The organism is Actinomadura vinacea (assembly GCF_039532545.1).
Taxonomy (GTDB): Bacteria; Actinomycetota; Actinomycetes; order Streptosporangiales; family Streptosporangiaceae; genus Spirillospora; species Spirillospora vinacea.
Genome location: NZ_BAAARW010000034.1, coordinates 1 through 12,961 on the forward strand (window position 1 = coordinate 1; position 12,961 = coordinate 12,961).

Below are 12,961 nucleotides of genomic sequence, written 5' to 3' on the forward strand. Positions count from 1 at the left end.
CCGGGGCCGCCGCCCCGGCCGGGAGCGGAGGGCCGCGAGGACGGCATGTTCATCGGGCTCGGCCGCGGGCCGCCCCCGCCCGACGGGCGCGGCGGCATGCTGCCGGGGCTGCGCCGGGGACCGCCGGCCCGCGGGGGCCTCGTACGCGGGCCGCCGGACGGGCGCGGGCCGCCGGGACGGTCACCGCCGCCCGGACGGTCGCCGCCCGGGCGCGGGCCGGGACGCGGCCCCGGCTTGGGCGCCTGGCCCATGCCGGTGTTGGTCGAGCTGAACGGGTTGTTGCCCGGACGCGGCCCACCGGGGCCACGGCCGCGGCCGCCGTCGCGTCCACCGTCACGTCCGCCGTCGCGCGGGCCCGGACGCGGGCCCGGCTTGGGCGCGCGGGGACCCGGACGCGGACCTCCGTCACGGGCACCGTCACGGGCACCGTCGCGGGCGCCGTCACGTCCACCGCCGCGACCGCCGCCGTCGCCGCGCGGGCCACCGCCGCCGGAGGGGCCGCCGGGGGCCCGGGGCACGGGCGGGGCGGGAGACGCCGAGGCCGCGGCCGCCGGGGTCACCGGCGTGCTGGGCGCGGGCGGGACCGGTCCCGGACGCGGGCCGGGCCTGGGCGCGCCGCCGCCCTGGCCGCCCTGGCCGCCTTGGCCGCCCGGACCGGGCTTGGGCGCGGGCGGACGCGGCGCCTGGGGCTTGGGCGGCGCCGGACGGGCGCCCTGCGGGGCGCCGGAAGGCGCCGGACCGGACGGGCCGGGCCCGGGCCGCGGCGCCGACGGGCGCGGGCCGGGGCGCTTCGACGCGACCTTGTTGTCCGCCGACTTGGCGGACGAAGAATTTGAGAACTCCTGTGTGAGCCTGCGAACGACCGGCGCCTCAATCGTGGAGGACGCCGACCGTACGAACTCGCCCATTTCCCTGAGCTTGGCCATGACGACCTTGCTCTCTACACCGAACTCCTTGGCGAGTTCGTAAACCCGGACCTTCGCCACTGCACTCCCTACTCGGTCCGGGGGTGCGGCCTCCGGACCGTCGCTAACTTGCCGTACTCATCGCGGCGTGCTCATCGAGCGCTCATAGCAATCTCGACCTGCTTCCGACTAGACGTCGCTTACCGTTCGGCCATCCTGCTGCTGCGGCGCGTGCGCCGCAAGCCCGTCTCGCAGCACACTTGCATCGAGCGGCCCCGCCAGGCGAAAGGCCCGGGGGAACGCCCGACGTCGCTCAGCGAGCTCGAGACATCCCAGGTCGGGGTGCAGATGCGCGCCCCGGCCCGGCATTGCCTTGTTCAGGTCGGGGACGATGACGCCCTCGACCGCAACCAGGCGCAGCAGGTCGGACTTGGCCGTGCGAACCCGGCAGCCCACACAAGTGCGCAGCGGGGCCGCCCGGCCACGTGATGAAAGTCTACCGCGCCGAGGCGTCGGCGGGACCTGTCGCATGCTGTCCTGACGTAGTTGATCCAGATTCGCCGGATCCGGCCGCTTTGCTGCCGCCACCGGGGCGATGCCCTCCTTGTCGCGGTCCGGGCCACCCCGCCGCTCGCTCGCGGCGGCGGCGACCCGCGCCCCGCACTGTTACCAGGCTGTTACGAGAACCCCCGCCATCACGACGCGGTGCCCTCCGAAGCCGGAGCCGCACCGCCACCCGCAGCGCCCCGCCCCGCGTCACCGGGCTGCTCCACTCCGCCAGGCTGCCCTGTGGTGCCGGGGCGGTCCGCGGTGTCGGGCTGCGGTGGCTCGCCGGGGCGGGGGACCTGGCTCGGGCGCGGGGGCCCGCTCGCTTCCCGGGACTGCTCGGGCCGTTCGGTGTCGGATCGGATGTCGATCCGCCAGCCGGTCAGCCGGGCGGCCAGGCGGGCGTTCTGCCCCTCCTTGCCGATCGCCAGCGACAGCTGGTAGTCGGGCACGATCACCCGGGCCACCCGGGCCTCGGGGTCCACCACCTCGACGGCGGAGACCCGCGCCGGGGACAGCGCGTTGCCCACGAACTCGGCCGGATCCTCCGACCAGTCCACGATGTCGATCTTCTCTCCGTGCAGCTCGTGCATCACGTTGCGGACCCGGCTGCCGAGCGGGCCGATGCAGGCCCCCTTGGCGTTCACGCCCGGCTTCCGGGACCGGACCGCGATCTTGGTGCGGTGCCCGGCCTCCCGGGCGATGGCCGCGATCTCCACCGTGCCGTCGGCGATCTCCGGGACCTCCAGCGCGAACAGCTTGCGGACCAGGTTGGGATGGGTCCGCGACAGCTGCACCGAGGGGCCGCGGTGGCCCTTGCGCACCTGGACGACGTAGGCCCGCAGCCGCTCGCCGTGGTCGTAGGACTCGCCGGGCACCTGCTCCTGCGGGGGCAGCACCGCCTCGATCTTGCCGAGGTCGACCAGCACGTTCCGCGGGTCCTTGCCCTGCTGGATGATGCCGGAGACGATGTCGCCCTCGCGGCCGGCGTACTCGCCGAAGGTCAGCTCGTCCTCGGCGTCCCGCAGCCGCTGCAGGATGACCTGCTTGGCCGTGGTCGCCGCGATACGTCCGAAACCCGTGGGGGTGTCGTCGTATTCCCGGACGGCCTGCCCCTCCTCGTCGGTCTCGGTCGCCCACACGGTGACGTGGCCGGTGCCGCGGTCGAGCTCGACGCGCGCCTTCGGGGCCGCGCCCTCGGTGCGGTTGTAGGCGATCAGCAAGGCGTCTTCGATGGCCTTGACGGCCACGTCGAGCGAGATGTCCTTCTCGCTCTCCAGGCTGCGCAAGGCGGTCATGTCGATGTCCACGAGGCTCCCCCCTCTAGTCCGGCTCAGCCGGAGAACGCGATTCCGCGGCCGTGCCGCCGGGCGGGCGGAACTCCACCTGGACCCGTCCGCGCCCCAGCTCGCCGAGGCCGAAGCGGCGCCGGGTCGGCTCGGGACCGCCCTTGCCGCCCTTCGAACCGGCCCCGCCGCCCTTGGGGCCCTTGCCGTTGACGTCGATGACCACGGACTCCTCGTCCGCCGAGACGACCCGGCCCTCGATCTGGCCGCCCTCGGCCAGCGGGGCGACGACCAGCCGGCCGGCGGCACGGCGCCAGTGCCGCGGCTCGGTGAGGGGACGGTCGACGCCGGGCGAGGTCACCTCCAGCACGTACGGTCCGGCGCCCATGACGTCGGATCCGTCGAGGAGCTCGGAGGCGGTCTGGCTGAGCAGCGCCATGTCGTCGAGGCTCACCCCGCCGTCGGCGTCCACCACGATCCGCACCAGCCTGCGCCGGCCCGCGGGCCGCACGTCGACCTCCTCGAGGTCGAAGCCCGCCGCGGTGACCGCGGGCGCCAGCAGCTCGGTCAGCTCCGCCACGGCCGCCGTGCGGCCGCCGCCCGCGGCCGGTACGGCGTCGCGGCCCCGCTGAGCGCGTCCACCATCGGACTCCACGCTCATGGGACCCTCCTCTGTGTTACCCATATTGCTCTGTGTAATCTGTATTGCTTCACGTACTGGCCGGACTGCTCTGTCGTCGCGGGCCGCTTGCAGGTCATGCCGGACCCGGGCGCGGCCCGTCTTCAAGACTATCGACAGACGGGCACCTCAGCGGCCTTTCGGACGGCTCTCCGGCGCGCCGGATATGGAATGCTTGAGCTGGCCTGATGGGCGGATCGCTCGCGGCGGGCCGATATCGCCGCACCACTCGGTGAGGAGACGCGTTGCCAGAGGTCGGTGGGGGCGTCCCGGTGGTCGGGCACGGTGGCGTGTCACGGCGCTCGGCGATGCTGGGCGGGGGCGCGCTGCTGGGCGTGCCGGTTCTCGGCGGCTGCGGCGGGGAGGGCGAAGGCGCAGGGGCGGCGGCACGCGCGGAGGCGCCGATCCTGGTCGACGCGATCGCCGCGGAGCAGGATCTGATCGCCCTGTACGAGGCGTCCCGCCGCGCGCACGCGGCCCTGTCCCGGCACATCGACCCCATGCTGGCGCACCACCGCGAGCACCTGGCGGTGCTGCGGCGCCACTACGTGCCGGGGTCGGGCGACCGGGCCGGCGAGGGCGGCACCGTACCGCAGCCGAAGCGGCCGGAGGCCCCCGGCGGGGAGGCGCAGGCGCTCGCGGCCCTGCGCCGGGCGGAGAGCCGGGCCGCCGCGGCGCGGGCGGCGGAGGTCATCCGTGCCGGTCCCGGCCTGGCGCAGCTCCTGGCGAGCATCGGCGCCTGCGAGGCGGGACACGCCGCGGCACTCGCGGAAGTGTGATGGGCAGGAAAGCGTCCGTTGACGCGCTGCAGGCGGCTCTCCGGGCCGAGCACGCGGCCGTCTACGGGTACGGGGTCGTGGGCGCGCGCCTGCGGGGGTCCCTCCGCGACTCCGCCAGGACGATGTGGCACACCCACCGCACCCAGCGCGACGACCTCACGGCCCGCCTCACCGGCCTCGCCGCCGAGCCCGCCGCGGCGGCGGCCGCGTACAGGCTGCCCCTCCAGGTCACCTCCGCCCGCACCGCCGCTCAGGTCGCCGCCGCCCTGGAAGACGATCTCGTCACCGCCTACACGGGCCTGGCGGGCTCTCCCGACGTGGCGCTCCGAGTCCTGGCGGCCCGTGCCATGCAGGAGGCCATGACCCGGGCGGTGCGCTGGCACTCCCTCGCCGGCCGGCCGGAGATGCCCGGCTCGCCGCGCTCCGCCGCGTTTCCGGGGCTGCCGCCCGGGGCCCTCGTCCCCAAGCCGCGGCCGGGCGACTGAGGCGGGCGCGGCCGCCTCGGTCGCGCGTCAGGACCAGCGGTCGATGTGCGTGATCAGGTCGCCGAGGGAGTCGATGGTGGCGTCGGGGGTGACCGAGTCCCAGGCCGGGACGAGGCTGTTGGGCACGAGCACCCCGCGCAGCCCTGCCGACTTGGCGCCGTGGATGTCGTCGTACGGACGGTCGCCGACGAAGACGCAGCCGGCCGGGTCGTCGGCGCCGATCGCGTCCATCGCGGCGCGGAACGCCTCGGCGTGCGGCTTGGTCCAGGCGATCTCGCTGGAGTAGACCGCGCCGTCGAGGAGGTCGAGCACGCCGTCGCGAGCGAAGATCCGCTCGTGCCACTCGCGCGACCACATGGTGTTGGACAGCACGCCGACCTTGATGCCGCGCTCGCGCAGCGAGCGCAGCAGGCCGGGTGCGGCCGGGTCGATGAAGGTGTGCGGCGTCCAGATTTCGAACTGGGTGGCCAGGATCGCCTCGCTGGGCTCCACGCCGGCGAGCTCGAACAGCTCCTCCAGCGTCGCGCTGCGGTGCTCGTCGCGGGCGCGCCGCCACAGCTCCAGTTCGGCGTCGAGGAGGGTGGTGGCCACCTCCTCCACCTGGTCGGGGTCCAGGTGGGCGGCGCACACGCGCCGCCACATCTCGCCCAGCTCGATGTCGTGCCAGGGGGTCAGCGTGCCGCCCCAGTCGAAGATCACAGCAGATACCGCCATGCCGGGATGGTAACCCGGGCGGCGGCGGCGAGTGATCATGCCCACAGCGGTCGCCGCCACCGTTCGCGAGGGAATGTTCGAACGCGGTCTAAAGTTGCGCCAAAACGGGGGGCCGACGTGCGAGGTGACCGGACATGAGCGAATCAGTTACGGCATCGTCGCACTCTGTCTTGGTTCCCTCTTCCGGGCCACCGGACGACGACGCGCCGTTCGACTTCACCGGCGAGCGCCGGACCCGGCGCTCGAAGAAGCGCGTGCTCGCCCAGTGGGTCCTGATCGCGGCCACGGTGGTCCTGCTGGTGGTCTTCCGCGACCGTCTGCCCGACGTCGGCGCGATGCTGAGCGCGGCGGCCGGCGCGGAACGGGAATGGCTGCTGCTGGTCCTGCTGGCGGTGGCGGTCTCGATGGGGTCGTTCGCCCGGCTGCAACGGCGGCTGCTGCGGGCCGGCGGCGTCCGCATGACGCTGCGCCGCGCGTTCGCCGTGACATACGCGGGCAACGCGCTGTCCACCACGCTCCCGGCCGGGCCCGCGGTCAGCGTCGTCTACACCTTCCGGCAGTTCCGGAACAGCGGGGCGACGGCGCAGCTGGCGACCGCGGTGATCCTGGTCGGCGGAGTGATCACCACCACCGCGTACACGGTCATCGGGCTGCTGGCGCTGCTCGCCGCGCCGCAGGCCCGCGGGCCCGCCGCCGCCGCGCTGCTCGCGCCCGTGCCCGTCGCGCTGGTGCTGGTGCGGCGCGGCACGCGGGCGCGGCTGGTCGCGTTCACGTGCCGGGTCGTCCGGGCCGTGCTGGAGCATCGCCGGGTCGCGCCGTACGCGCGGGCGCTGCGGGACGGCGGCGCGGCGCTGCGGCCGTCCCGGCGCGACTGGGCGGCACTGGTGCTGCTGGCGGTGATGAACTGGGTGTTCGACATCCTGGCGCTGTTCGCGGCGGCGCAGGCGGTGGGCATCGACGTCGCGCCGCCGGGGGTGGCGCTGGCGTACTTCGCGGCGCAGGCGGCGGGCAGCCTGATCCCGGTGCTGCCGGGTGGTCTCGGCGCGGTCGACGGCAGCATGGCGGCCTCGCTGGTCGCGCTCGGCGCGGCGCTGGCGCCCGCGGGGGCGGCGGTGGGGCTGTACCGGCTCGTGTCGTACGTCGTCGTGGTCGTGGTGGGCTGGCTGGCGTGGGCGGTGCTGCACGAGGGGTTGCCCGCCCGCACGAGGCGGGTTTCGGCGCGTGCGGGCCGGGAGATCCTGGACGGTCTCGCGGCGGTCGCGATCATGACCATGACGATGACCGCGATGAGGCCGCACACGGCCGCGCGCGACGCCTCTCCCGCCGGTCCCCGCCGCCCCTGAGTCCCCCGGTTCCCCTTCCGGCGGACGGGTCCCTCCGGCCTTGACCTGACTTGTTGCGGTGGTCCGCTGCTGCTAATGTCCCAAGCGAGCGCTTGGTCACACGCATGTCCTGACAGCTGGAGCATCACCGGAGGCTCGATGACGTCCCTACGGGTCAGCCTTGGCTACGAACTTGAGGTGCGCGGGCGGTCCCGCGAGGTCGAACGGCGGGCGTTCGAGAACGTCATGGACCAGGTCGTGCTGGCCGACGGGCTCGGTTTCGACACCGCCTGGTTCGTCGAGCACCACTTCACCCGCGGGTTCTCGCACTCCTCGGCGCCCGATCTCGTCCTGGCCGGCATCTCGCAGCGGACCGAGCGGATCCGGCTGGGCCTGGGCGTGGTGCTGCTGCCCTTCCAGTCCCCCATCCGCACCGCCGAACGGGTGGCCACGCTCGACGTCATCTCCGGCGGCCGGGTCGAGTTCGGCACCGGCCGCGGCGCGTCCCCGCTGGAGTACCAGGCGTTCCAGCGGCCCTTCGAGCAGTCCCGCAAGCTGTGGGAGGAGTCTCTGGAGGCCGTGCTGGCGATCTGGAACGCCGACGGGCGACCGGTCACGCGGTCCGGCGAGTACTTCGAGGTCCCCGACGTCTCGGTCTACCCGCGTCCCGTACAGGAACCGCACCCGCCGGTGTGGGTGGCCTCCACCTCCCTGGACGGCTACCTGGCCGCCGCCAAGCAGGGCTACAACCTGCTCGGCATGACCATGCTCAAGGGCCTGGACGAGGTCGCCGACGACATCGCCAAGTACAAGCGGTGCCTGGCCGACAACGGGTTCGACCCCGAAACCCGCCGGATCGCCCTGATGATCCCCTGGCATGTCGCACCCACCCAGGAAGAAGCGGTCGAAACGGCCGCCGACCCCGTCCTGTGGTACCTGCGCCGCCAGATCAACCTGGTCGCCCCGCCCGGCTACACCGACGCCCGCCACGCCACCCACCGCGTCCTGGGGCAGCAGGCCGTCGGCATGCCCCCCGACGAGGCGATGGGCATCCTGCGCGACGAGACCATGGTCGTCATCGACGACGTCGAGGGCTCCCGCAAGGCACTCGAACGGATCCAGGCCGCCGGGGCCACCGACCTGATCCTCCAGGTCCAGGTCGGCGGCCTCGCCCACGAGAACGCCTGCAACTCCATGAAGCTCTTCATGCGCGAGGTCGTTGGGGAGGCGGAGGCGAAGTGAGCTGGCCGACCCGTGACACTTTCCCCGCCGGTGGAGCCGCCCGGGGCCTGCTGCTGGTGTCGCCCGAGGGCGGCCCGGTCGTCCCGCTGGACGCGGCCGACCGCGCGGCGGCGCTGGAACTGGCGTCCGCGACCCTCGGCGCGGCCGGGCTCGGGCAGAACGACCGGGTCGCCGTCGCGCTCAACAACGACGGCGAGCTGACCGGCGCCCTGCTCGCCGAGGCCGCCGCCGGCGTCGCGCAGGCGGCCGCCTCGGTCGGCCCGCGCGGCCGCCTGCGCCTGCACACCGCGCTCGAGAACATGCGGGCGACGACGCTCATCACCACACCGACCGGCGCGATGGACTTCCTCGCACGGCTGCACCTGGAGTTCCTGCTCGACCCGCTCGACCTGGAACTGCGGCACATCCTCCTGGTGGGCGAGGTGCCCTCCCCCAACACCTACCGGCAGCTCGCAGCCGAGTTCGAAGCGTCGGTACGGGAACTGTACGCCGACCCCTACTTCGGCGTGCCCATCGCACAGCGCGACCCCGCCGCGGAGACGACCTTCACCCCGGTACGGGACGGCATGCTCGCCCTGTCCCCCCTGGACAAGGACGTGCCTCTGGACGCCCCGTACGGCGACGGGCTCGCCGAACTCGTCATCACCCCGTCATGGCACTCCTCTCTCGCGGACGCGACGTTGCGCACGGGCCAGGTCGTGCGGCTCGCGGGCGGCGAGGAGGGCGTGCCCGCACCCGCGCACACCGTGGGCGAGCACGTCCTCGTCCGCGGACGCTGGCTGTCGATCCCCAAAGTGGCCGCCGCTCTCACCCGCATCGACGGGGTCGGCCACTGGGACCTGCGCATCAGCCGGGAGGGGACGCTCGACGCCGCCGCGCTGCACGTCACCTTCAACCGGGACACCCTCGTGAAGAACCCGATGTGGAAGTCGCGGATCGCACAGGCCCTCTACGCCCTCACCCCCGTCTCCCTCGAGGTCGTCGTCGAGGAGCGGGTGTCGGAGGAGCGGCGTCCCGGCACGGTCACCGATCTGCGCGGCCACCATCTCGGCCGGGACCGTTCACAACCGTCATAGGCCGCGGCATCGAGGAGAGGCGATGGAACTGCAGCCAGTACCCGACTGGGGAACGATCCCGCGCATGCTCCGCGACCAGGCGGCCCGGCACGGGGACGCCGAGGTCGTCGCCTCGGGCGGCACGACGCTGACCCTGGCATCGCTCGCCCGGCAGGCGGGCGAGGTGGCGCGCGCGCTGATGGCCCTGGGCGTCGAGAAGGGGGACCGCGTCGCCGTGTGGGCGCCCAACACCCCCGACTGGGTCGTCGCCGCGTACGGCATCTGGGACGCGGGCGCGATCGTCACGCCGCTGTCCACGCGCTTCAAGGGCATCGAGGCGGCCGAGCTGCTGCGGAAGGCCGGCGCCAAGGCGCTGCTGCTCGCCGAAGGGTTCATGGGCACGTCCTACCTCGACATCCTCGCCGAGGAGCGCCACTCCCTGCTCGAACTCGACCACGTCGTCGTCCTCGGCGGGCCCGCCCCCGCGGCCGACGCGATCGGCTGGGACGAGTTCCGCGCGAACGGCTCCCGGGTGTCCGCCGCGGCGGCGGAGGAACGCGCGCTCGCCGTCGCCCCCGGCGACCTCGCCGAGATCATGGCGACCTCGGGCACCACCGGCGCGCCCAAGGGCGTGATGCTCCACCACGAGCAGCTCCTGCGCGGCTACTGGGACTGGGCCGAGCTGGTCACGCTGCGGGCCGGCGACCGCTATCCGATCATCGCGCCGTTCTCGCACGGCTTCGGCATCAACGCCGGGCTGCTGGCGTGCGTGCTGCGCCGCGCGACCATGATGCCGATCCCGGTGTTCGCCCCGGACGAGCTAATGGGCCTGATCGAGGAGCACCGGATCAGCGTGCTGGCCGGCGCGCCGCCGATGTTCTTCCGGCTCCTGGACGAGCTGGAGGGCCCCGCGCCCCGCGACCTGTCCTCGCTGCGGGTGGCGATCTGCGGCGCCGCCGCCGTGCCGCCCGAGCTGATCCGCCGGCTGGTCGACCGGGTCGGCCTGGAACGCATGATCAACGCGTACGGGCTGATGGAGGGCACCGTGGTGTCGATGACCCGGCCGGACGACCCGGTCGAGGTGGTCGCCGGCTCCACCGGCCGCGCCGTGCCGGGCGTGACCCTGCGGATCGTCGGCGACGACGGCAAGGACCTCCCGCCCGGCGAGCGCGGCGAGATCCTCGTCGGCGGGTACGGCGTGATGCGCGGCTACTGGCGCGACCCCGAGCGCACCGCCGAGGCGGTCGACGCGGACGGCTGGCTGCACACGGGCGACATCGGCACCCTCGACGGCGCGGGCAACCTGGCCATCGTGGACCGCAAGAAGGAGATGTTCATCGTCTCCGGCTTCAACGCCTACCCGGCGGAGATCGAGGGGCTGCTGCTGCGCTGCCCGCTGGTCGCGCAGGTCGCGGTGATCGGCGTCCCGCACCCGCGGCAGGGCGAGGTCGGCCAGGCCTACGTGGTGCCCGCCCCCGGCGCCGACCCGGACGCCGTCATCGCGTGGGCGAAGGGCAACATGTCCAACTACAAGGTGCCGCGCCGGGTGATCCTTGTGGACGCGCTGCCGCTCAACCCCAACGGCAAGGTCGACAAACCCGCGCTGCACGCCCGCGCCGCTAGCGAGGACGCCAGTTCACCAGCGTCGTCGTCTCGTCCACGTCCGTGAAGACGGCCTCGACGGGGAGGCCCGGCTCCAGGTCGTCCCGGTCAAGCGGGGCCTCCCCGTCGAAGCCGCCGTACATCAGCAGGTCCTCGCCGTCGTCCAGGCGCACGAGCAGCACCGGGAACGGCACCCGGTCGGCCATCGCCGGCATGAACACCTGATGGTTGACGATCCAGCTGTAGACGCGGCCCGTGCCGCTGACCGGCACCCACTCCGACGCCAGGCCGCGGCAGCGGTTGCAGACGGCGCGCGGGGGGAAGCGCAACGTGCCGCACTCCGCGCAGCGCTGCACCGTGAGCTCGTGCCGCCGCACGGCCTCCCACCACGGCGCCGAGTCACGGTCGGCCTCCGGCCTGGGCATGGCGCTCAAGTGTCGCTCCTCAGGATCAAGGCCGAGGTTCCGGCCAGGACGTAGCCCGGCTGGGACGTCGACAGCGCCACCTCGGCGCCGGGCACCTGGCGGTCGCCCGCCGTACCGCGCAACTGGGACACCGCCTCGGCGACATGGTTGATGCCGTGCACGTAGCCCTCGGACAGGAAACCGCCGTGGGTGTTGACGGGCAGCTCGCCGTCCAGGGCCAGCGCGCCCGAGGCCGCGTACGGGCCGCCCTCGCCCTTGGCGCAGAACCCGTAGTCCTCCAGCTGGACGACGACCGAGTAGGTGAAGCAGTCGTACAGTTCGGCGACGTCGATGTCACCGGGGCCGACCCCCGCCATCGCGTACAGGCGCGGCGCTAGCCTGGCCGCCTCCGTCACGGTGAGATCCGTCCCGGACGGCCCGCTGCCCGCTCCGGAGAAGAAGCTGTCGCCGCCCGCCCACGCGGCCCCGGAGATCAGCACCGGCGGCCGCCGCAGGTCGCGGGCCCGCTCCCGCGAGGTGACCACGACCGCGCAGGCGCCGTCGGTCTCCAGGCAGCAGTCCAGCAGCCGCAGCGGCTCGGCGATCCAGCGCGACGCCAGATAGTCGTCCAGGGTGATCGGATCGCGTTTCAGCGCCCGCGCGTTCTTCACCGCGTTGGCCCGCTGCCCGACCGCGATGTGGCCGAGCTGCTCGTGCGTGGTCCCGTAGGCGTTCATGTGCGCCCGCGTGTACATCGCGAACTGCTGCGGCGGCGCGAAGTACCCGTACGGCGCCTGGTACTGGACGTCGAACATGGGGGCGGGGGCCCGTCCCGTGCCGCCCATCCGGAACTCCGAGCGGGCGTTGACCGCCCGGTAGCACACGACCGTCTCGGCGGCACCGGACGCGACCGCCATCGCCGCCTGGCCGATCACCGAGTGCGAGACGCTGCCGCCGCCGAACTGGTCCAGGTACCAGGTGACCTCGGGCACGCCGAGCGCCGGGGCCACCACCCACGGCGGCGTGGAGTCGCCCACCCGGTGCGTGGCCAGCGCGTCCACGTCGTCGACGCCCAGGCCGGCGTCGTCCAGCGCGGCCAGCACGGCCTCGACCGCGAGGGTGAGCGTGGAGACCCCGGAGTTCTTGCTGAACGGCGTGTAGCCGACGCCGGCGATCGCGGCGCCGTCCCGAAAACCGCCCAAGACCCCTCCAACCGAGCAAACGCTTGGCCGCAACGCTAGGCAGCGCGGGACCCCGCTGTCAACGCGCCCGGCTTGACACTGCGAACGGCACGCCCCTATCGTCCAAGCAAGCGCTTGGCTAAGAGAAGGGAAAGGGTCCAATGGCCGAAGCAGCGACCGCACATACCGCGGCCGCGGCCGGACGGCCCCCCGGCCAGGGAACGGAACGCCGCATGCACGGATCCCCGAACGGGTCGGCCGGGGCACAGGTGACCGACATCGACGCCGCCCGCTTCCGGTCGGTGCTGGGCAGGTTCGCGACCGGTGTGGTCGCCATCACCGCCATCGAGCCGGCGACCGGACGCCCCACCGGCCTGGCCGCCAACTCCTTCACCTCGGTCTCGCTGGATCCGCCCCTGGTGGCCTTCTGCGTGGCGCACACCAGCACCACCTGGCCCCGCCTCCGCGAGGCCGAACGGCTCTGCATCAACATCCTCAGCGAACCCCAGCTCGAGGTGTGCAAGCAGCTCGCTCTCAAGGGCGGTGACAAGTTCGCCGACATCCGGTGGACCGGCTCCCCCGGCGGCAGCCCCGTCATCGAAGGCGCCCTGGCCTGGATCGAGTGCGAGGTGGAGGACCAGCACATGGCCGGCGACCATGTCATCGTCGTCGCCCGCGTCCACCACCTGGACAAACACCAGGAAGGCGACCCGCTCCTCTTCTACAAGGGCGGGTACGGAAGTTTCAGCGTGGAGTGACAG

At 73.5% G+C, this 12,961-nt stretch carries 14 protein-coding genes; 7 read left to right on the forward strand and 7 right to left on the reverse strand.

Features of this window, described 5'->3' with window-relative positions; genetic code table 11:
• The 4 genes from ABD340_RS37800 to rimP form a co-directional block, all read right to left on the reverse strand.
• On the reverse strand, window positions 1–986 hold a 986-nt coding region (locus ABD340_RS37800), incomplete at its 3' end, for a translation initiation factor IF-2 N-terminal domain-containing protein (RefSeq protein ID WP_344595745.1).
• 108 nt (window positions 987–1,094) lie between these two features.
• Complete coding sequence (locus tag ABD340_RS37805) at window positions 1,095–1,436, reverse strand: YlxR family protein (RefSeq protein ID WP_344595853.1); 342 nt, start codon at window positions 1,434–1,436, stop codon at window positions 1,095–1,097.
• A gap of 164 nt (window positions 1,437–1,600) precedes the next feature.
• Complete coding sequence (gene nusA / locus ABD340_RS37810; RefSeq protein ID WP_344595855.1) at window positions 1,601–2,749, reverse strand: transcription termination factor NusA; 1,149 nt, start codon at window positions 2,747–2,749, stop codon at window positions 1,601–1,603.
• Window positions 2,750–2,774: 25 nt separating this feature from the next.
• The gene (gene rimP, locus ABD340_RS37815; protein ID WP_344595747.1) at window positions 2,775–3,398 is read right to left on the reverse strand and encodes a ribosome maturation factor RimP; all 624 of its coding nucleotides are present in this window, start codon (window positions 3,396–3,398) and stop codon (window positions 2,775–2,777) included.
• A 263-nt stretch (window positions 3,399–3,661) separates the two neighbouring features.
• On the opposite strand from rimP, the gene ABD340_RS37820 reads away from it, so the two are divergent.
• On the forward strand, window positions 3,662–4,195 hold the full coding sequence (locus ABD340_RS37820) for a hypothetical protein (protein ID WP_344595749.1): 534 nt from the start codon (window positions 3,662–3,664) through the stop codon (window positions 4,193–4,195).
• Window positions 4,195–4,680 carry a ferritin-like domain-containing protein gene (locus ABD340_RS37825; RefSeq protein WP_344595750.1) on the forward strand — a complete coding sequence of 162 codons (486 nt, stop codon included), beginning with the start codon at window positions 4,195–4,197 and terminating at the stop codon, window positions 4,678–4,680. Before ABD340_RS37820 ends, ABD340_RS37825 begins: the two co-directional genes overlap by 1 nt.
• Window positions 4,681–4,707: 27 nt before the next feature.
• On the opposite strand, the gene ABD340_RS37830 is transcribed toward ABD340_RS37825, so the two are convergent.
• Window positions 4,708–5,394, reverse strand: coding sequence for an HAD family hydrolase (locus ABD340_RS37830; protein ID WP_344595752.1), 687 nt, complete (start codon window positions 5,392–5,394; stop codon window positions 4,708–4,710).
• A gap of 170 nt (window positions 5,395–5,564) precedes the next feature.
• On the opposite strand from ABD340_RS37830, the gene ABD340_RS37835 reads away from it, so the two are divergent.
• From ABD340_RS37835 to ABD340_RS37850, 4 genes are all read left to right on the forward strand, one after another.
• Window positions 5,565–6,737 (forward strand): lysylphosphatidylglycerol synthase transmembrane domain-containing protein, encoded by a 1,173-nt coding sequence (locus ABD340_RS37835; protein WP_344595753.1) that lies wholly within the window; start codon window positions 5,565–5,567, stop codon window positions 6,735–6,737.
• A gap of 138 nt (window positions 6,738–6,875) precedes the next feature.
• Window positions 6,876–7,958 carry an LLM class flavin-dependent oxidoreductase gene (locus tag ABD340_RS37840; protein ID WP_344595755.1) on the forward strand — a complete coding sequence of 361 codons (1,083 nt, stop codon included), beginning with the start codon at window positions 6,876–6,878 and terminating at the stop codon, window positions 7,956–7,958.
• Window positions 7,955–9,034, forward strand: coding sequence for a hypothetical protein (locus ABD340_RS37845; protein WP_344595756.1), 1,080 nt, complete (start codon window positions 7,955–7,957; stop codon window positions 9,032–9,034). Before ABD340_RS37840 ends, ABD340_RS37845 begins: the two co-directional genes overlap by 4 nt.
• A 22-nt stretch (window positions 9,035–9,056) precedes the next feature.
• Window positions 9,057–10,682 (forward strand): AMP-binding protein, encoded by a 1,626-nt coding sequence (locus ABD340_RS37850; protein ID WP_344595758.1) that lies wholly within the window; start codon window positions 9,057–9,059, stop codon window positions 10,680–10,682.
• Here the strand turns inward: ABD340_RS37850 and ABD340_RS37855 are convergent.
• The gene (locus ABD340_RS37855) at window positions 10,633–11,040 is read right to left on the reverse strand and encodes a Zn-ribbon domain-containing OB-fold protein (RefSeq protein ID WP_344595857.1); all 408 of its coding nucleotides are present in this window, start codon (window positions 11,038–11,040) and stop codon (window positions 10,633–10,635) included. The two genes, ABD340_RS37850 and ABD340_RS37855, sit on opposite strands and share 50 nt — an antisense overlap.
• Window positions 11,041–11,045: 5 nt before the next feature.
• Complete coding sequence (locus ABD340_RS37860) at window positions 11,046–12,221, reverse strand: thiolase C-terminal domain-containing protein (RefSeq protein ID WP_344595760.1); 1,176 nt, start codon at window positions 12,219–12,221, stop codon at window positions 11,046–11,048.
• Window positions 12,222–12,433: 212 nt separating this feature from the next.
• On the opposite strand from ABD340_RS37860, the gene ABD340_RS37865 reads away from it, so the two are divergent.
• The gene (locus ABD340_RS37865; protein WP_344595762.1) at window positions 12,434–12,958 is read left to right on the forward strand and encodes a flavin reductase family protein; all 525 of its coding nucleotides are present in this window, start codon (window positions 12,434–12,436) and stop codon (window positions 12,956–12,958) included.
• Window positions 12,959–12,961 lie beyond the last annotated feature (3 nt).

Coding starts and splice junctions, on each gene's coding strand:
- ABD340_RS37805 (WP_344595853.1), bottom strand. CDS start 1,436: ATGCGACAGGTCCCGCCGACGCCTCGGCGCGGTAGACTTTCATCACGT.
- nusA (WP_344595855.1), bottom strand. CDS start 2,749: ATGACCGCCTTGCGCAGCCTGGAGAGCGAGAAGGACATCTCGCTCGAC.
- rimP (WP_344595747.1), bottom strand. CDS start 3,398: ATGAGCGTGGAGTCCGATGGTGGACGCGCTCAGCGGGGCCGCGACGCC.
- ABD340_RS37825 (WP_344595750.1), top strand. CDS start 4,195: ATGGGCAGGAAAGCGTCCGTTGACGCGCTGCAGGCGGCTCTCCGGGCC.
- ABD340_RS37830 (WP_344595752.1), bottom strand. CDS start 5,394: ATGGCGGTATCTGCTGTGATCTTCGACTGGGGCGGCACGCTGACCCCC.
- ABD340_RS37840 (WP_344595755.1), top strand. CDS start 6,876: ATGACGTCCCTACGGGTCAGCCTTGGCTACGAACTTGAGGTGCGCGGG.
- ABD340_RS37850 (WP_344595758.1), top strand. CDS start 9,057: ATGGAACTGCAGCCAGTACCCGACTGGGGAACGATCCCGCGCATGCTC.
- ABD340_RS37855 (WP_344595857.1), bottom strand. CDS start 11,040: ATGCCCAGGCCGGAGGCCGACCGTGACTCGGCGCCGTGGTGGGAGGCC.
- ABD340_RS37865 (WP_344595762.1), top strand. CDS start 12,434: ATGCACGGATCCCCGAACGGGTCGGCCGGGGCACAGGTGACCGACATC.